19 protein-coding genes are annotated in these 17,723 nt (G+C 68.1%); 12 read left to right on the top strand and 7 right to left on the bottom strand.

The genetic code is table 11. The features are described from left to right. Window positions 1–93: 93 nt before the first annotated feature. Together ilvN and HWX08_RS29875 are read right to left on the bottom strand one after the other, a co-directional pair. Window positions 94–585, bottom strand: a complete 492-nt coding sequence (gene ilvN / locus HWX08_RS29870; protein WP_011352712.1) for an acetolactate synthase small subunit — start codon at window positions 583–585, stop codon at window positions 94–96. A gap of 110 nt (window positions 586–695) precedes the next feature. Continuing rightward, window positions 696–2,459, bottom strand: coding sequence for an acetolactate synthase 3 catalytic subunit (locus tag HWX08_RS29875; protein ID WP_069257195.1), 1,764 nt, complete (start codon window positions 2,457–2,459; stop codon window positions 696–698). Here HWX08_RS29875 and HWX08_RS29880 point away from each other — a divergent pair. The 12 genes from HWX08_RS29880 (at window position 2,377) to HWX08_RS29935 (ending at window position 12,310) form a co-directional block, all read left to right on the top strand. Further along, window positions 2,377–2,739: a hypothetical protein gene (locus HWX08_RS29880; protein ID WP_174921166.1), complete on the top strand. Its 363-nt coding sequence runs from the start codon at window positions 2,377–2,379 to the stop codon at window positions 2,737–2,739. The two genes, HWX08_RS29875 and HWX08_RS29880, sit on opposite strands and share 83 nt — an antisense overlap. A gap of 74 nt (window positions 2,740–2,813) precedes the next feature. Further along, a complete protein-coding gene (locus tag HWX08_RS29885; protein WP_069257196.1) occupies window positions 2,814–3,377 on the top strand; it encodes an RNA polymerase sigma factor in 564 nt (187 codons plus the stop codon). Continuing rightward, window positions 3,374–3,799, top strand: a complete 426-nt coding sequence (locus tag HWX08_RS29890; protein WP_107311422.1) for a DUF3619 family protein — start codon at window positions 3,374–3,376, stop codon at window positions 3,797–3,799. Before HWX08_RS29885 ends, HWX08_RS29890 begins: the two co-directional genes overlap by 4 nt. 26 nt (window positions 3,800–3,825) lie before the next feature. Next, window positions 3,826–4,587: a DUF3106 domain-containing protein gene (locus HWX08_RS29895; protein ID WP_069257198.1), complete on the top strand. Its 762-nt coding sequence runs from the start codon at window positions 3,826–3,828 to the stop codon at window positions 4,585–4,587. Between the two features lie 6 nt (window positions 4,588–4,593). Then, window positions 4,594–5,100 carry an RDD family protein gene (locus HWX08_RS29900; RefSeq protein WP_069257199.1) on the top strand — a complete coding sequence of 169 codons (507 nt, stop codon included), beginning with the start codon at window positions 4,594–4,596 and terminating at the stop codon, window positions 5,098–5,100. A gap of 225 nt (window positions 5,101–5,325) precedes the next feature. Next, on the top strand, window positions 5,326–6,264 hold the full coding sequence (locus HWX08_RS29905; RefSeq protein WP_174921202.1) for a UDP-2,3-diacylglucosamine diphosphatase: 939 nt from the start codon (window positions 5,326–5,328) through the stop codon (window positions 6,262–6,264). Window positions 6,265–6,293: 29 nt separating this feature from the next. Continuing rightward, window positions 6,294–7,328: a glycosyltransferase family 4 protein gene (locus tag HWX08_RS29910; RefSeq protein WP_069257201.1), complete on the top strand. Its 1,035-nt coding sequence runs from the start codon at window positions 6,294–6,296 to the stop codon at window positions 7,326–7,328. Then, window positions 7,325–7,864: a diacylglycerol kinase gene (locus tag HWX08_RS29915; RefSeq protein WP_174921201.1), complete on the top strand. Its 540-nt coding sequence runs from the start codon at window positions 7,325–7,327 to the stop codon at window positions 7,862–7,864. Before HWX08_RS29910 ends, HWX08_RS29915 begins: the two co-directional genes overlap by 4 nt. Before the next feature lie 203 nt (window positions 7,865–8,067). Further along, window positions 8,068–8,826, top strand: coding sequence for a TetR/AcrR family transcriptional regulator (locus HWX08_RS29920; protein ID WP_069257203.1), 759 nt, complete (start codon window positions 8,068–8,070; stop codon window positions 8,824–8,826). After that, complete coding sequence (locus HWX08_RS29925; protein ID WP_069257204.1) at window positions 8,823–9,404, top strand: LOG family protein; 582 nt, start codon at window positions 8,823–8,825, stop codon at window positions 9,402–9,404. The genes HWX08_RS29920 and HWX08_RS29925 overlap by 4 nt, the downstream gene beginning before the upstream one ends. Before the next feature lie 22 nt (window positions 9,405–9,426). Further along, complete coding sequence (locus HWX08_RS29930) at window positions 9,427–10,188, top strand: SDR family oxidoreductase (RefSeq protein ID WP_069257205.1); 762 nt, start codon at window positions 9,427–9,429, stop codon at window positions 10,186–10,188. Between the two features lie 229 nt (window positions 10,189–10,417). Further along, window positions 10,418–12,310, top strand: coding sequence for an ArnT family glycosyltransferase (locus HWX08_RS29935; protein ID WP_174921200.1), 1,893 nt, complete (start codon window positions 10,418–10,420; stop codon window positions 12,308–12,310). Window positions 12,311–12,482: 172 nt separating this feature from the next. Here the strand turns inward: HWX08_RS29935 and HWX08_RS29940 are convergent, their stop codons facing one another. The 5 genes from HWX08_RS29940 to HWX08_RS29960 form a co-directional block, all read right to left on the bottom strand. Continuing rightward, on the bottom strand, window positions 12,483–13,100 hold the full coding sequence (locus HWX08_RS29940; protein WP_174921199.1) for a DUF924 family protein: 618 nt from the start codon (window positions 13,098–13,100) through the stop codon (window positions 12,483–12,485). Beyond that, window positions 13,097–13,828 (bottom strand): alanyl-tRNA editing protein, encoded by a 732-nt coding sequence (locus tag HWX08_RS29945; protein WP_069257208.1) that lies wholly within the window; start codon window positions 13,826–13,828, stop codon window positions 13,097–13,099. Before HWX08_RS29945 ends, HWX08_RS29940 begins: the two co-directional genes overlap by 4 nt. A gap of 106 nt (window positions 13,829–13,934) precedes the next feature. Next, window positions 13,935–14,345: a group II truncated hemoglobin gene (locus tag HWX08_RS29950; RefSeq protein WP_069257209.1), complete on the bottom strand. Its 411-nt coding sequence runs from the start codon at window positions 14,343–14,345 to the stop codon at window positions 13,935–13,937. Between the two features lie 43 nt (window positions 14,346–14,388). Next, complete coding sequence (locus tag HWX08_RS29955) at window positions 14,389–17,004, bottom strand: ABC transporter permease (RefSeq protein ID WP_174921198.1); 2,616 nt, start codon at window positions 17,002–17,004, stop codon at window positions 14,389–14,391. Further along, window positions 17,001–17,618 carry a DUF4126 domain-containing protein gene (locus tag HWX08_RS29960; RefSeq protein ID WP_069257211.1) on the bottom strand — a complete coding sequence of 206 codons (618 nt, stop codon included), beginning with the start codon at window positions 17,616–17,618 and terminating at the stop codon, window positions 17,001–17,003. The genes HWX08_RS29955 and HWX08_RS29960 overlap by 4 nt, the downstream gene beginning before the upstream one ends. Between the last annotated feature and the right edge of the window lie 105 nt (window positions 17,619–17,723).

Here is a 17,723-nt window from a genome sequence, read left to right on the forward strand (position 1 = left end):
GGGTTCCTTCGCTAATTCAAAAATTCAACAATTCGTTCAAATGGAGTACTGCGGGCCGGGACATGACGGCGCACCCGGCGTGCCTGTCTGGCATCACACCTTCAGGATGCGCTCGCCGCGTCCGATGCCGGAGCTGCCGGTGCGCACGGTCTCTAGGATCGCGCCCGCGTCCAGCCCCTGGATGAATGCGTCGAGCTTGTCGCTCGCGCCCGTCAATTCGATCGTGTAGGTCTTTTCGGTCACGTCGATGATGCGGCCGCGGAAAATGTCCGCCATCCGCTTCATTTCTTCGCGCTCCTTGCCCACTGCACGTACCTTGATCAGCATCAGCTCGCGTTCGATGTGTGCACCGTCGGTCAGGTCCACCACTTTCACCACCTCGATCAGGCGGTTCAGATGCTTCGTGATCTGTTCGATCACGTCGTCGGAGCCGATGGAAACGATGGTGAGCCGCGACAGCGATTGGTCTTCGGTCGGCGCCACCGTCAAGGTTTCGATGTTGTAGCCGCGTGCGGAAAACAGACCGACCACGCGCGACAGCGCGCCCGGTTCGTTCTCCAGCAGGACGGAAATGATGTGTCTCATGTTCGCTTCTTCCAGAATGTGCCGTGTCGATTCACTCGCGCCGCGCGCCGCCGCGTGCCGCACCGCCCTTCGTGAAGGCGGCCGCCTCGGGCCGGGCGCGCGTCGCGCCGTTACAGATCTTCCGATCCGAGCAGCATCTCGGTGATGCCCTTGCCGGCCTGTACCATCGGCCAGACGTTTTCGGTCGGATCGGTCTGGAAGTCGAGAAACACGGTGCGGTCCTTCAGGCGCAGCGCTTCCTTCAGCGCCGGCTCCACATCCGAAGTCTTTTCGATCCGCATGCCGACATGGCCGTACGCTTCGGCGAGCTTCACGAAATCAGGCAGCGCATCCATGTACGAATGCGAATAGCGCTTGCTGTATTCGATCTGCTGCCACTGGCGAACCATGCCGAGATAGCGGTTGTTCAGCGAAATGATCTTCACGGGCGTGTCGTACTGCAGGCAGGTCGACAGTTCCTGGATGCACATCTGGATCGAGCCTTCGCCCGTGATGCACAGCACGTCGTCGTCCGGGTGCGCCATCTTGACGCCCATCGCTGCCGGCAGGCCGAAGCCCATCGTGCCGAGGCCGCCGGAATTGATCCAGCGACGCGGCTTGTTGAAACGGTAGAACTGCGCCGCCCACATCTGGTGCTGGCCGACGTCCGAGCACACGAACGCATTGCCGTCCGTCAGCTCCCATGCCTTCTCCACCACGTACTGCGGCTTGATGATCTCGCTTTCGCGGTCGTACTTCAGGCAGTCCTTGGCGCGCCAGCCCTCGATGTCCTTCCACCATTGCGCGAGCGCGTCGGTGTCGGGGCCGTGCTCGGCCGTCTGCAACTGCTCGATTAGCTCCTTCAGCACTTCCTTCACGTCGCCGACGATCGGGATGTCGACCTTCACACGCTTCGAGATCGACGACGGGTCGATGTCGATGTGGATGATCTTGCGCGGACGCGACGCGAAGTGCGCCGGATCGCCGATCACGCGGTCGTCGAAGCGGGCGCCGATTGCGATCAGCACGTCGCAGTGCTGCATCGCCATGTTCGCTTCGTACGTGCCGTGCATGCCGAGCATGCCGAGGAATTTCTTGTCCGACGCGCGATAGCCGCCGAGACCCATCAGCGTGTTCGTGACCGGATAGCCGAGCAGGTCCGCGAACTGGTTCAGCTCACGCGACGCGTCGGCGAGGATGATGCCGCCACCCGTGTAGATGTACGGACGCTTCGCCGTGAGCAGCAGCGACACGGCCTTGCGGATCTGGCCCGAATGGCCCTTCGTGACCGGGTTGTACGAACGCAGCGACACGTTCTTGACGGGCTCGTACTGGCACGGCGTCTTCGAGATGTCCTTCGGGATGTCGATCAGCACCGGGCCCGGACGGCCGGTGCGGGCGATGTAAAACGCCTTCTTGACGGTTTCCGCGAGGTCGCGCACGTCTTTCACGAGGAAGTTGTGCTTCACGCACGGACGCGTGATGCCGACGGTGTCGCACTCCTGGAATGCGTCCTGGCCGATCGCGGCGGTGGGCACCTGGCCGCTGATCACGACCATCGGGATCGAATCCATGTACGCCGTTGCGATGCCGGTCACCGCGTTGGTGACACCGGGGCCGGACGTCACGAGACAGACGCCGACATTGCCGGTGGAACGCGCATACGCATCGGCTGCGTGCACGGCCGCCTGTTCGTGGCGCACCAGCACGTGCTGAATCTTGTCCTGCTTGTAAAGCTCGTCGTAGATGTAGAGTACCGAGCCGCCGGGGTAGCCCCAGATGAATTCGACGTTTTCATCGGCCAGTGCCTTCATGAGCACGGTGCCGCCGATGGAGTCGCTATCGGGAGGGGAAAGGGGTTCCGACGTGGAGAATTCCGCGCTGGGCATGTTCATTTTGACCTTTCGAATTTTCGGCAAAAAATTGATCGGGTGCTCTCTGCCGGGCTTGTGGCTCGGGTTCAAGCGGCGCGTCCAGTTGAAGGGCAGGCTTCTTGGGCCAGCCTCAAATGAGACCATCACTTCATGTTGCGAATCGTTGACGATAGCGGGTCGCGAATGGGTCGTCAAGCAAAATATCCCGCAGCGCATCATGGGCGCCGCCCGGCACCCCGCCGTCGCGGCTCGCGCGCAACGTGCGGCGCCCGACCCGGTGCCAAGCGGCGCGAAAATTTGATAGCATCCGCGGGTTTTACGAAATTTTTCGCCCTTTTACACCACGCAGCGGTCCGCAGCGCATACCTTCACGGAATGGCATCAGACAAGGAACTCGCCGACTTTCTGGCGGGCGTCGAAAGGCGCGCGTTCAAGCAGGCTGCGTACGCCGTGCGTGACGACGATGCGTCGCTCGACATCGTGCAGGACGCGATGATCAAGCTCGCGGAGAAATACGGCGACCGGCCGGCGGCCGAGCTGCCGCTGCTTTTTCAGCGGATCCTGCAGAACGCGATCCACGACTGGTTTCGCCGGCAGAAAGTCCGCAACACGTGGGTCACGCTCTTCTCGTCGCTGAACAGCACCGACGACGACGACTTCGATCCGCTCGAAACACTCGAATCCGCGGACGACAACGCGGGCGTCGAAAGCAGCGAGCACCGCCTCGAACGAGAGCAGGTTCTGGCCCTGATCGACGAAGAAATCCAGAAACTTCCGGCGCGTCAACGGGAAGCGTTCCTGATGCGTTATTGGGAAGATATGGATGTCGCCGAGACTGCCGCCGCAATGGGGTGCTCCGAAGGGAGCGTCAAGACGCACTGCTCACGTGCCACCCACGCGCTGGCGCACGCGCTCAAGGCCAAAGGAATCACGCTATGAGCTCCGCTCCCGCAAATCGAGAACACGAATTCGCGCTGAAGGTGCGCCGCGCGCTGGACGAGCGCGCGGCCGCCCTGCCCGCCGCGACCACCGACCGTCTGGCCGTCGCACGCCGGGCCGCGCTCGCGCGCAAGAAGCCCGAAGCCGCGACCGCGCCGGTGTTCGTGCCGGCCTTCGCCGGCGCGGCTGGTGCGTACGGGACGACGCCCGCGGGCCGCCCGCAGGCGTCGTTCGCGCGCCGCCTGCTGCGCGCGTGGCCGCTGGCGCTGCTGCTCGCGGGGCTGGTCGGCATCGCGTACTGGGAAGACATGCAGCGCACCGCCGAACTCGCCGACATCGACGCGGCGATGCTCAGCGACGACCTGCCGCTCAACGCGTATCTCGATCACGGGTTCAACGCGTATCTGTCGCGCGCTCACTAACAGACAATAACGAGGGGATCGCACGGGTGAGTCAGAAGCGCGGCCTGGCCGTATTTTTCGGATGCGTCATCGCGATCGCCGTTTGCTACGTCGCCACGTACCCACGATTCCATCCGGCCCCCGCGACGACCACCGTCGCGGCCACCAGTCCGGCCGCGTCCGCGCCGGCCGCAACCGGGCTGACCACCGAACTCCCGCCGCTACCCCTGCCGCTGCCCCTGCCAGCGGCCACCGGCCCGCTGTCGTGGGCGCGCCTCACGCCGGCCCAGCATGCGGCACTCGCACCGTTCGCCGACCAGTGGGACGGCTTCAGCGATGCCCGCAAGCGCAAATGGCTGAAGATCGCGTCACGTTTCGCGAAGTTGACGCCCGATGACCAGAAACGCCTGCAGGACCGGATGGCCGAATGGGCCAGGATGACGCCCGAGCAGCGCCGCGTCGCGCGCGAGAACTACCAGAGCGCGAAGGAGCTTTCCGCGCAGGCGCGCGAGCGCGCCTGGAAGGCCTACCAGCAACTCCCCGAAGAGCAGAAGCAACGTCTTGCGGCCGCGGAACGCCGCCGTCGGCCGAGCGTCGTCAGCGCACCGCCGACCGCCGCCGACCGCGACGTGCGCCGCCTCGTCAATTCGCACGAGCATCCGGCGAGCAGCGCCGCCGCACCGGCACCCGCGTCGGCCGCCGTCGCGCTGCCGGTGCCCGCGTCGGCGACGGCCGGCACCGCGTCCGCGCCGGCCGCCGTCGCGCCGGTGTCGCCCGCCGACGCTCCTTCGCTGTTCAAGGGTTCCTGAGCGGCCGTGGCGAACGCCCGCGCACCCGACACCCCGGCCGTCGCGCCGTCCGTGCGGCGGCGTCTCGCCGCGCTGCTCTACGAAGGCGTGCTGCTGTTCGGCGTGGTGTTCTTCGCCGGGCTCGCGTTCAGCCTCGCGACGCAGCAGCGCAACGGCCTCGTCCATCACAACCTGCTCGCCGCGTGGATCGCGCTCGTGGTCGGCACGTACTTCGTGTGGTTCTGGACGCACGGCGGCCAGACGCTGCCGATGAAAACCTGGCGGCTGCGGCTCGAATCGTCGAGCGGCCGGCCGCTGAGCGCGGGCCATGCGCTCGTGCGCTATGCGCTCGGCTGGCTGTGGTTCCTGCCGCCGCTCGCGCTGCATCCGCTGCTCGGCCTGTCGGTGCCCGTCACGCTCGCGCTTGCCGCCGTGTGGATCGTCGTGTGGGCCGGCGCCGCCCGGCTGCATGCCGGCCGCCAGTTTCCGCACGACCGGATCGCACGCACGCGCGTCGTCGCGATGCCACGCTGACGCACCGCATTCTCCTGACGAAAACCGCTCGCCGCGGCGCCCCCTGCCCGGCCCGACAGCCTTTCCGGACAACGATCGGCCGTTCAGTGCGGCAGATTACACAACGCCCTTTCATTCACTGCTAAACACCCTGCAGCGGTCGTAATAAGAACGTCTCGTGACTGTCACGGCACAGTCACGCCCGCATGGCGCAATGCCGGTAATGTCAACCGGCGCGAGTCATGCATGGGCCAGAAAACGTCTGCGACCTCCCTGTTCCGTCACCCGCTCGGCGCCCGCGCCGCAACCGCCTTCCTGTCCGGCTCCGCCGCCACCGACGGGCTGATATCGCAAGAACGGCCGGTCGGGCATGCCACGCAGCATGAGGACCCCGATTCGTCCGCCCATCGCTACCGCACCATCTGGCTGTCCGACATCCACCTCGGCTCCAGCGGCTGCCAGGCGTCGTACCTGCTCGACTTCCTGCGCCACAACGATTCGGAGTACCTGTACCTCGTCGGCGACATCATCGACGGCTGGCAGCTCAAGAAGGGCTGGTACTGGCCGCAGGCGCACAACGACGTGGTCCAGAAGATTCTGCGCAAGGCACGCAAGGGCACGCAGGTCGTCTACATCCCCGGCAACCACGACGAAGGGGCGCGTCAGTTCTGCGACCTCGCGTTCGGCGACATCCAGGTGCGCGGCGAGGCGTTCCACACGACACTCGCAGGCAAACGTTTGTGGATCGTGCACGGCGACCTGTTCGATGGCGTGATCCAGCACGCGAAATGGCTCGCGTACCTCGGCGACACGCTCTACACGCTGATCCTCGTGCTGAACCGCTGGTTCAACCGGATCCGCAGCCGGCTCGGCTTCCAGTACTGGTCGCTGTCGCAGTACCTGAAGCACCAGGTCAAGAACGCCGTCAATTTCATCTCGCAGTTCGAGACCGTGATGACCGACGAGGCGCGCCGCCGCGGCTGCGACGGCGTCGTGTGCGGCCACATCCACAAGGCGGAGATCCGCGACATCGACGGCGTGCTGTACTGCAACGACGGCGACTGGGTCGAAAGCCTGTCCGCACTCGTCGAAACGATGGAAGGCGAACTGAAGATCGTCTACTGGACGGTGATGCGCACCGCACCGTCGGAGACCACGTCGCGCAAGGCCAAGGCCACTGCCTGACATCCCCTTACTTACAGGACAAAGCCGCGATGAAGATCATGATCGTCACCGATGCGTGGGAACCGCAGGTCAACGGCGTCGTGCGCACGCTGAAGAGCACGGCGCGCGAACTCACCGCGCTCGGCCATCGCGTCGAACTGCTGACGCCGCTGGAATTCCGCACGGTGCCGTGCCCGACCTACCCCGAGATCCGCCTGTCGATCCTGCCGTACCGCAAGCTGCGCGCACGCATCGATGCGTTCGCACCCGACGCGCTGCACATCGCGACCGAAGGCCCGCTCGGCCTCGCCGCGCGACGCTATGCGCGCGCGCGCAAGTTGCCGTACACGACCGCGTACCACACGCGCTTTCCGGAATACGTGCAGGCGCGCTTCGGCATCCCGCTCGCCGCGACCTACCGCTTCCTGCACTGGTTCCACGGCCCGTCGCTCGCGGTGATGGCGCCGACGCCGGTCGTCAAGCACGATCTCGAGAAATTCGGCTTCACGAACGTCGTGCTGTGGACCCGCGGCGTCGACCTCGACGTGTTCCGGCCGATGGAATCGAAGGTGCTCAATACCGCGCGGCCGATCTTCCTGTACGTGGGCCGCGTCGCGATCGAGAAGAACGTCGAGGCGTTCCTGCGCCTGGACCTGCCCGGCTCGAAGTGGGTCGCGGGCGAAGGCCCCGCGCTCGCGGAACTGAAGTCGCGCTATCCGGAAGCGAACTATCTCGGCGTCCTGTCACAGACCGAGCTCGCCAAGGTGTATGCTGCGGCCGACGTGTTCGTGTTCCCGAGTCGCACCGACACGTTCGGCCTCGTGCTGCTCGAGGCGCTCGCCTGCGGCACGCCGGTGGCCGCGTACCCCGTGACGGGCCCGATCGATGTGCTCGGAGAAGGCGGCGCCGGCGCGATGCACGAAGACCTGCAGGAAGCCTGCCTGGAGGCGCTGAAGATCGAACGCACGACCGCGCGCGCGTGGGCCGAACGCTTCTCGTGGCGCGCGGCGTCCGAGCAGTTCGCGTCGCATCTGAAGCCGCTGCCGAAGACTGCGTACTCGCCAGCCGAAGGTGCCGCCGTTTGAAACGAGACCTGAACGACAAGACCCCGCCCCCCGACGCCACGCCGCAACGGTACGCCCCGTTCGACGAGGAAGAGCCGCACGCCGACGCCGCGGACGTGCACGCGCACGAACCGCTCGGCCCCGACGATCGGCTGACGCCGCTGCCGCCGAACCCGTACAAACGCCACCGCGGCATCACGCGCGCGTGGTATGCGCTCAAGCATTCGCTGAACGGCTTTCGTGTCGCAATCCGCGAAGAGAGCGCGTTTCGCCAGGAGCTCACGCTCGCCGCGCTGATGCTGCCGATCGGCGCGTTCGCGCCGGTACCGGCCGCATCGCGCGCACTGCTGATCGCGTCGGTGCTGCTGGTGCTGATCGTCGAACTGCTGAACTCGAGCGTCGAGGCCGCGATCGACCGCATTTCGCTCGAACGCCACGAACTCTCCAAGCGCGCGAAGGATCTCGGCAGCGCAGCCGTGACGGTCGCGCTGTTCGCCTGCGTGACGACGTGGGGCTTCGTGCTCGGGCCGGTCGTCGCACGCTGGCTCGGCTTCTAGACGGCCCTCCCGGGCCCCCGGCACCGCACCCGCGTGCGGCGCTGCACCATGCGCCGCGCGGGGCCGGGAACACGAAATGCCCCGATGCGGCGAAACCCCGGTTTATAATCGTCCGCTAGACATAGAACAGCAACCCGCGCCGGACGAATCACGCAGCATCGATTGCAGCGCCCGCCAGTCCGGCACACACAGGGCCGGACGACATGGAAGCGAAACCTCCCCGCCGCACCCGCGAACGGATTCTCGAGTTGTCGTTGAAACTCTTCAACGAGATCGGCGAGCCAAACGTCACGACCACGACGATCGCCGAGGAAATGGAAATCAGTCCAGGCAACCTGTACTACCATTTCCGCAACAAGGACGACATCATCAACAGCATCTTCGCGCAGTTCGAGCAGCAGATCGAACGGCGGCTGCGCTTTCCCGAAGATCATCGTCCGACGATCGACGAAACCTGGTCGTACCTGCAGTACATGGCCGATTTCATGTGGACCTACCGGTTCCTGTATCGCGACCTCAACGACCTGCTCGCCCGCAACCGCACGCTCGAGACGCACTTCAAGCAGATCATCAGCCACAAGGTGCGCTTCGCGCGCGAGATGTGCGAGCTGCTCGTGTCCGACGCCGAGATGGTCGCGACGCCTGCCGAGATCGAGGTCATCGCGACCAACATGGCCGTCATTTCGACGTACTGGCTGTCGTACCAGTACGTGATGCATCCGCGCAAGTACAACGACCAGGACGCGATCCGCGAGGAACTGCACCAGGTCAGCATGCACGTGATCTCGGTGATGGCGCCATACCTGCGCGGCCGTTCGCGCCAGCTGTTCGACGACCTGGTCTCCGGCAAGCTGCCGAAGCGCCAGTTCACCGACTACCTGCCGCCGCGCGACGGTTCGCCGCGCCCCGCCGGCAGCCCGGTCGCCGGTGGGCAAGCCCCCGCCAAGGATTCCAAGCAATGAAGGCAGTCTGTGTTTACTGCGGCTCGTCGCCCGGCGTGCGACCGGTCTATGCCGACGCCGCGCGCGCGTTCGGCCGCGCACTCGTCGACGCGGGCCTCACGCTCGTCTACGGCGGTGGCCGGGTCGGCCTGATGGGCGTGATCGCCGACGAGGTGATGGCGGCCGGCGGCCGTGCGGTCGGCGTGATCCCCGAACTGCTGGTCGACAAGGAAGTTGGCCACACGGGGCTGTCGGAATTGCACGTCGTGCCCGACATGCACCATCGCAAGAAAATGATGGCCGACCTGTCGGACGCGTTCGTCGCGATGCCCGGCGGCGCCGGCACGCTCGAAGAGCTTTTCGAGGTTTACACGTGGGCGCAGCTCGGCTATCACCGCAAGCCCGTCGCGGTCTACAACATCGATTCGTTCTACGATCCGCTGATCGCGCTGCTGCGCCACACGGTCGACGAAGGCTTCATGCGTCCGGCCTATTTCGACGCCCTGTGCGTCGAATCGGAACCCGTCGAACTGATCGAGCGACTGCGTCGCTACCAGCCGCCCGCCCGCGACAAGTGGGCGCCCGACGCAGCCAAGTAACCGTCACCGGAACCCGCGCGCGATGACCGCCCCCTCCGACCGCAAGGCCGTCCTCATCACCGGCGCGAGCCGCGGCATCGGCCGTGCGACCGCCGTGCTCGCGGCCAGTCGCGGCTGGGACGTCGGCATCAACTACGCGCGCGACGCGGCGGCGGCCGAACTCACCGCTCGGGCGGTCCGCGACGCGGGCGGCCGCGCGTGCGTCGTCGCGGGCGACGTCGCGAACGAAGCCGACGTCGTCGCGATGTTCGACACCGTCGCGGACGCATTCGGCCGCTTCGACGCACTCGTCAACAATGCGGGCATCGTCGCGCCGTCAATGCCGCTCGCCGACATGCCGGCCGACCGGCTGCGGCGGATGTTCGACACCAACGTACTCGGCGCGTACCTGTGCGCGCGCGAAGCCGCGCGCCGGCTGTCCACCGACCGCGGCGGCCGCGGCGGCGCGATCGTCAACGTCTCGTCGATTGCGTCCCGGCTCGGCTCGCCGAACGAATACGTCGACTACGCGGGCTCGAAAGGCGCGGTCGACTCGCTGACGATCGGTCTGGCGAAGGAACTCGGCCCGCACGGCGTGCGCGTCAACGCGGTGCGCCCCGGCCTGATCGAGACCGAAATTCACGCGAGCGGCGGCCAGCCGGGCCGGGCCGCCCGCCTCGGCGCCACGACGCCGCTCGGCCGCGCGGGCGAAGCGCAGGAGATCGCCGAAGCGATCGTCTGGCTGCTCGGCGATGCCGCCTCCTACACGACGGGCGCGCTGCTCGACGTCGGCGGCGGCCGGTAATTCCGCACGGCAGCGCGTCAAAAAACGCAGCCCGAAGCCATCCGTCGTCACGACACCACAAATCTCCACAATTTCGTGACACAAACGGTAATCCGCCGTAACAAATCCATGGTCTACTAGCGGGCATTCAGACAGGTGGCCTGAATACCTGTCCGTTTCGTCTTGATATGACCCCAATCGGTCCTACCCATGTCGCCGGACCGGCTCGACTCGACCCGAGATTCCTTTCATGCCTGGAACCGCAGCGCCCAGCCGGCGACGCACGTCTGTGCCCGCTCCGGCCCAGCTCACCCGCTCGACCGCCGATGCCGACGTCATTGCAACGCTCGACGCCGGCGGCACGCCTGTCGCCGCCCCGAGCCCCGCAGCCGGCGCCCCGCGCGAACGCTCGATCCTGCTCGGCTGGCGCGCATGGCTGTTCGTCGCCGCGCTGATCTGCGCATATACGCTGCCGGGCGTGCTCGGCCACGATCCGTGGAAGCAGGACGAAACCTACACGTTCGGCATCATCCAGCACATGCTCGAGACCGGCGATTTCGTCGTGCCGACCAATGCCGGCCAGCCGTTCATGGAAAAGCCGCCGCTTTACGCGTGGGTCGCGACCAGCCTCGCATGGCTGCTGCAGCGCGTGATGCCGCTGCACGACGCGGCGCGGCTCGCGAGCGCGCTGTTCGCGGCGCTCGCATTCGGCTTCATCGCGCGCGCGGCACGCGTCGCCAGCCGCGCGGACACCTGGTTCGACCTGCGCGTGATCGGCCCCGTCGTGTTGAGCGCGGGCACGCTCGTCGTCATCAAGCACACGCACGACATGTTGACCGACGTCGCGCTGTTCGCCGGTACGTCGATGGGCTTCTGCGGGCTGCTCGAACTCGTCACGCAGCACGTCGCGCGCGCGCAGCAGATGCGGCATGGGCTGCCGGTCCGGCCGTCGGGCCGCTGGGCCGCCCCGCTCTTCGGTGCGGGCGTCGGCATCGCGCTGATGACGAAGGGGCTGTTCGTGCCGCTCGTGTTCGCGGCCACGCTGGTCGGTACGCTGGTGGTTTATCCGGCCTGCCGCACCCGCGCGTTCGTGCGTTCGCTCGGCGTCGCCGCGCTCGTGTTCGCGCCGTTCGCGCTCGTCTGGCCGACCGCGCTGTTCCTGCGCTCCGAGACGCTGTTCATGACGTGGTTCTGGGATAACAACGTCGGCCGCTTCTTCGGTTTCTCCGTCCCCGAGCTGGGCGCGGAAAACGACAAGCCGTTCTTCATCCTGCGTGCGTTCCTGCTCGTGGGCTTCCCGGTCGCGCCGCTTGCGATCGTGGCGCTCCTGCGCGGTGCGTGGCGCGACTGGCGCACGCCGCGCGTCGCGCTGCCGGTGATGTTCGCGGGCATCGGGCTCGTCGTGCTGCACGTGTCCGCGACGTCGCGCCAGCTCTACATCCTGCCGTTCTTCGCCCCGCTCGCGCTGGTCGCCGCGCTGGCCATCGAACGCCTGCCGCGCCGGCTGCATCTCGCGTGGGATTACCTGAGCCGCATCCTGTTCGGCGCGACCGCCGCACTCGCGTGGGCAATCTGGGCCGTGATGGCCAATCCGGCCGCATCGCGCGCGGATCTCGCGCCGCTCGGCCGCTGGCTGCCGCTCGACTGGACGATGCCGATCGAGCCCGCGCTCGTGTCCGGCGCGCTCGCGCTGACGGTCGGCTGGCTGACGCTGCTGCCGAAGCTGCGCGCGACGGGCCTCTGGCGCGGCGCGCTGTCGTGGGGCGCGGGCGCACTCGTCGCGTGGGGGCTCGTGTACACGCTGCTGCTGCCATGGCTCGACGTCGCGAAGAGCTACCGCTCGGTGTTCGACGACCTGAACGCGCATCTCGCGCTCGAATGGAACGACGGCGACTGCATGGCGAGCCTGCACGGGCTCGGCGAATCGGAAGCGCCGATGCTGTACTACTTCTCCGGCATCCAGCACACGCCGATCGACGACGCCAGGACGACGCGCTGCACGTGGATGATCGTCCAGGGCGTACGGGCCGTCGATCCGGCGCCCGGCAGCGATTGGAAACTGTTCTGGACGGGCGCGCGCCCGGGCGACAACGAGGAAATGCTGCGCGTGTACGTGCGCACGCCCGAAGAGCACCTGCAGTAATACGGCGCGGCACGACGCGCTGTCGTGCCTGCCTTCATCCCGGGCGTGGAGCGGTCAGCACCACCGCCTGAAGCGCCGACCGCCGCCGACATAGAGGCGCTCCCGCTCGCCAAGGTTGCCCGCACGACATCGCGGGCCGCCCCCTCCCCTCGTCACGCCGCTGCGCGCATCGTCAGAACGACGAACCGGGCTCGCGAAGAAACGCCGTCTCCTCGTCGCTCGATGCACGACCGAGGATCGCGTTCCGGTGCGGAAAGCGGCCGAAGCGCTCGACGACGGCCGCGTGCAGCACCGCGAAACGGTGATAGCTCTCGCATCCTGCCTCATCGCGAATGCCCGCGCACAGGCGCACGGCCTCGCGCTGGCTGTCGACCGACTCGTCGTGCTCGAACGGCAGATACGCGAACGCACGGTGATGCCCGCTCGGCAACTGCGCGTCCCAGCCGGCCGCGACGACGCGGCGCGCGAGCGCGAGCGCCTTCGGATCGGCGGCGAACGCGCGCGGCGTGCCGCGATGGATGTTGCGCGAAAACTGGTCGAGCACGACGATTAACGCCAGCGCTCCCAGCGGCGAGTCGGCCCATTGATCGCATGCGCCGTCGCACGCGGCGTCGAGCAGTGCGCGGTAGCGCGTGCGCAGCACGTCGTCGAACGCGTCGCCGCCGTTGAACCAGACCTTGCGGTTCTGTCCGAATTCGGCCGAGCCCGGCTCGCCGAACCAGAAATCCAGGATCTCCCGCGCTTGCGGATCGAGCGTCGGCGCGCCCGCGGGGCTGAGGTCGATCGTCATGCAAACTCCAGTACGAGGCGCCGGGTACGCGCGCTCTTCTTTTCCAGTTTCGCGACCCGCAGTTCGCCGATTTCGGACGTGTTGCGCACATGCGTGCCGCCGCACGGCTGCAGGTCGACCTCGTCGATGCGCAGCAGCCGCACGCGGCCGAGGCCCATCGGCGGCTTCACGCTCATCGTGCGCACGAGCTCCGGCCGCTCGGCCATCTCGTCGTCGGTGATCCATTCGGTCGTGACCGCGTGCGCGCCGGCCACGAGGCCGGCGAGGCGCCGCTCGACGTCGTCGCGATCGATCGCGTCGGACGTCGCGAAATCGAGCCGCACGTAGTCTGCCGTCACGCTGCAGCCGTCGACCGCGTACGGCAGCACCGCACACATCAGGTGCGCGGCCGTATGCAGGCGCATGTGCCGGTAGCGGCGCAGCCAGTCGATCTGCGCGACCACGCGCGTGCCGGGCGCGAGCGCCGCGACGCTCGCCTCCTGCTCCGGTGCGGGCACGTGCACGGCGTCGTCGGGCGTCGCGCCGTCGAATTTCGCCTTGCGCGTATCGGCAATCGCAATCGTGCTGCCGTCGGGCAGCGTCAACGTGCCGGCATCGCCGGCCTGGCCGCCGCCGAGCGGATAGAACACGGTGCGGTCGAGCCGGATGCCGTCGTCGCCGACGGCCAGAACGACCGCATCGCATTGCTTGAGGTACGCGTCTTCGCGAAACAGCGCTTGGGTCGTCATCGGGCGAGCCTCGTATCGATGGAGGGGAAGCGGCTAGTGTCGCGCCGCGTGGTAAGCGCGCCCAGACGCAGATCGTCCCGCGCGCGGGCAGCGGCGTACCGGTCGATCAACCGGGCCGGTTGCGCATCCAGTCGGCCGTGTCGTAGAACGAATGCATGAGCCGCTCGCGCAGCGGCTCGGGCAGCCCGATGTCTTCCATCGCCCACGCCATGCAGCGCAGCCACTGGTCGCGCTCGACCGACGCGATCGGGAACGGCAGGTGCCGCGCGCGCAGCCGCGGATGGCCGAAGCGGCTGATGTAGTGATCGGGGCCGCCGAGCCACCCGCACAGGAACCAGAACAGCTTGTCGCGCGAACCGTCGAGCGACGCCGGGTGCAGCGCGCGAATCTGCGCAAACTCGGGCTCGAGGTCCATCAGGTCGTAAAAGCGGTCCACCATGTCGCGCACGCGGGCTTCGCCGCCCACGAGTTCGAACGCCGTCGGCTGCGACGGCGCATCGTCATTCACATCGGTCATACGGATAGTCGGAAAACGGAATCGTCAGGGCCGCCGGCGACGCTCATGCGTCGCGCAGCGACTGCAGCGCGGGGCGCCGCAACACATTATGCAGGCTCAGCCAGCCGGCCGCACCGGCGCACGCGACGCCGGCCGCGATGCCGGCCGGCACGAGCCACGGATCGACGGCCAGCTGGAAGTCGAATACGCGCGACGCGAGCACCCAACCGACCGCGATCGCGCCCGCGGACGCCAGCGCACCGGCCAGCGAGCCGACCACGATGAATTCCGCGCGCTGCACCGCATTCACCTGCGCGCGCGACGCGCCGAGCGCGCGCAGCAGCGCGGCCTCGCGCACGCGTTCGTCGCGCGTGCCGGCCAGCGCGGTGTACAGCACGAGCACGCCGGCCGCGAGCGTGAACGCGAACAGGAACTGCACGGCCCCGACCACCTGCAGCATCATCCGCTGCAACTGCGCGAGGATCGGCGCGACGTCGATCGCGGTCAGGTTCGGGTAGCGCGCGATCAACGGATCGAGCAGCGCGGCGTTCGATGCGGGCAAATGGAAGCTCGTCAGGTACACGGCCGGGAAATCCTTCAGCACTGGCGGCGGCATCAGCACGAAGAAATTGACGCGGAACGAGCCCCAGTCGAGCTTGCGCACGCTCGTGACGGGCGCGTCGACCGTGAGCCCCGTCACGTCGAAGCGCAGCACGTCGCCCGGCTTCACGTTCAGCGTCTTCGCAAGGCCGGCCTCGATCGAGATCTGCGGCGTGGCCGCGGTGCCGAACCAGTTGCCGTCGACGATCCGGTTGTCGGACGGCAGCTCGGTCGTATAGGACAGGTTGAATTCGCGGTCGACGAGCCGGCGCGCCTCTTCGGACGGGTACGCGTCCGGATTCACCGGCTTGCCGTTGATCGCGACGAGGCGGCCGCGCACCATCGGTGCCGGCACCGCGTCGCGCACGCCGTGCGCGGCCAGATAGGCGGCGACGTCGTCGCGCTGGTCGGGCTGGATGTCGATCAGGAACTGGTTCGGTGCATCGGGCGGCGTCGATTGCCGCCAGCCCGCGACGAGGTCGTTGCGCGTGATCGCGATCAGCAGCAGGCACATCAGGCCGAGCGCGAGCGCGGTGATTTGCAGCGCGCTGGCCGTACCGCGCCGGTGCAGCGACGCGAGCGCGTAGCGCCAGCCGACGCCCGCGGCCACGCGTGCGTTGCGCACCGCGCGCGCGGCGGCGAACAGCACGAGCCGCGCGATCAGCGCGAAACCGACCAGCGCGCCGGCGAAACCGCCCGCGACGATCAGCCCGAGCTTCAGGTTGCCGGCAGCCGCGATCAGCAGCCCCGCGAACAGCACGACGCCGATCGCATACGCGGCCCACGCGGTGCGCGACGCGTCGCCCCACTCGCGCCGCAGCACGCGCACTGGCGGCACGCGCGTGAGCGGCACGAGCGGCGGCAGCGCGAAACCGAGCAGCAGCACGAGTGCGGCACCCATGCCGATCAGTGCCGGCCACAGCGTGGGCGGCGGCAGCACCACGTCGATCAGTCCGCCGAGCGCGGCCAGCAATGCCCAGTGGCCGCCATAGCCGAGCACCGCGCCGGCGGCGCCCGACACGATGCCGATACCGGCGAATTCGAGCGCGAACAGCGCGCCGAGCGTGCGCCGGCTCACGCCGAGGCAGCGCATCGTCGCGCAGCCGTCGAGGTGGCGCCGCATGTAGCGCTGCGCGGCCATCGCGATCGCGACCGCCGCGAGCAGCGCGGTCAGCAGCGCGACGAGCGTCAGGAAGTGCCGTGCGCGATCGAGCGTCTGCCGTACCTGCGGCTGGCCCTCCTGCAGCGACTCGAGGCCGACGCCGCGCAGTTTGCCGCCGTCGACGCGCGCATGCGCATACGCTTCGAAACGCGCGACGGCCGGTGCGGCGCCGGCCACCAGCAGCCGGTACGTGACGCGGCTGCCGTAGCCGGTGAGCCCCGTCGCGGCGAGTTCGTCCGCGCGCATCATCAGCCGCGGCGAAAAATTGACGAACGAAAAGCCGCGATCGAGCTCGCGGGAAATCGATGCGGCGACCTTGAACGTGCGCAGCCCGACGCGCACCGTATCGCCCGCCTTCAGGTGCAGCGCATCGAGCAGCGCCGGGTCGGCCCACACGGTGCCGGGCGCGGGAATCTCCGCGGCCTTCTGCGCGGTGGCGGCGCCGGCCGGCACGATGTCCACCGCGCCGCGCAACGGATATCCGGGCGACACGGCCTTCACGGCCGCGAGGCGCGACGGCGCCGCGTCGGTTGCCTGCCCGCCGGTGGCGGACGCGATCATGCTCGGGAAGATCGCGGTCGTCGCGGTACGCAGGCCGAGCGCGCGCGCCTGGCGATCGAACGACGGATCGACGGGGCGATCGGCCCGCACGACGAAATCGGCGCCGAGCATCTGGCGCGCATCGCGCTCGAGCCCCTGGCGCAGCCGGTCGGCGAGGAAGCCGACGCTCGTCAGCGCCGCGACCGCAAGCACCAGCGCGAGCACGAGCAGCGTCAGTTCGCCCGCGCGCCAGTCGCGCGCGGTCATGCGCGCTGCCTGGCGGATCAGGTCGCGCAGGCCGAAGCGGCCGGCATGCGCACGGGCTTCATGACCGGATTGCCCGGCTGGCGGCGGCGCCGCGTGTTGCGCCTCCTTCAATCGCGCTTCCCCCCGATCGAGTTCAGCCGCGAGACCATATGGTTCGCCATGCCGCGAAAACCGCCCGAAACGCCGCGCCACAGGCGCGGGAGCGCCCACGCGGAAGCGGCGATGAACGCGGCGAGCAGCACGAGGAACGCGAGCGGAACGAAGAACGCGAGCACGAGCCCGCCGACCACGAGGCCGTCCTCGGTCGACGACGCGATCCAGTTCGAAATCGGTTCGGGAGACAGGTTGATCATCGCGCGCGTGCCGGCCTTCGCCACGTGCGCGGCGCCGGCAAGCGAGCCGCCGGCGAGCCCTGCGACCGCGAGCATGGTCGGATCGGCATGGCCGAGCGCGCCGGCTGCGAGCACGGCGCCGGCCGGAATGCGGATGAAGGTGTGCACGGCATCCCACAGCGAGTCGAACGCGGGGATCTTGTCGGCAAGGAATTCGGTCACGGCGAGCACGGCCGCGGCGCCGATGACCCAAGGCGACATCAGCACGGCCAGCGTGTCGGGCAGATGGAGCCAGCCGAACCGCGCCAGCACACCGGCGATCAGCACCGTCAGGTACAGGCGCAGGCCGCTCGCCCACGCGAGCCCCGCGCCGAGCGAAATGGCTTCGATCATGGCCCTCTCCTTGCACTTTCCGTGCGCTTTGCCGATTGACCGGATCGGGTCGGACAGACAGGCCGCGCGGCGCGTGGCGACCGGCACCGCGTGCCGCGAGAAGCA

The organism is Burkholderia metallica (assembly GCF_902832845.1).
Classification (GTDB): Bacteria; Pseudomonadota; Gammaproteobacteria; order Burkholderiales; family Burkholderiaceae; genus Burkholderia; species Burkholderia metallica.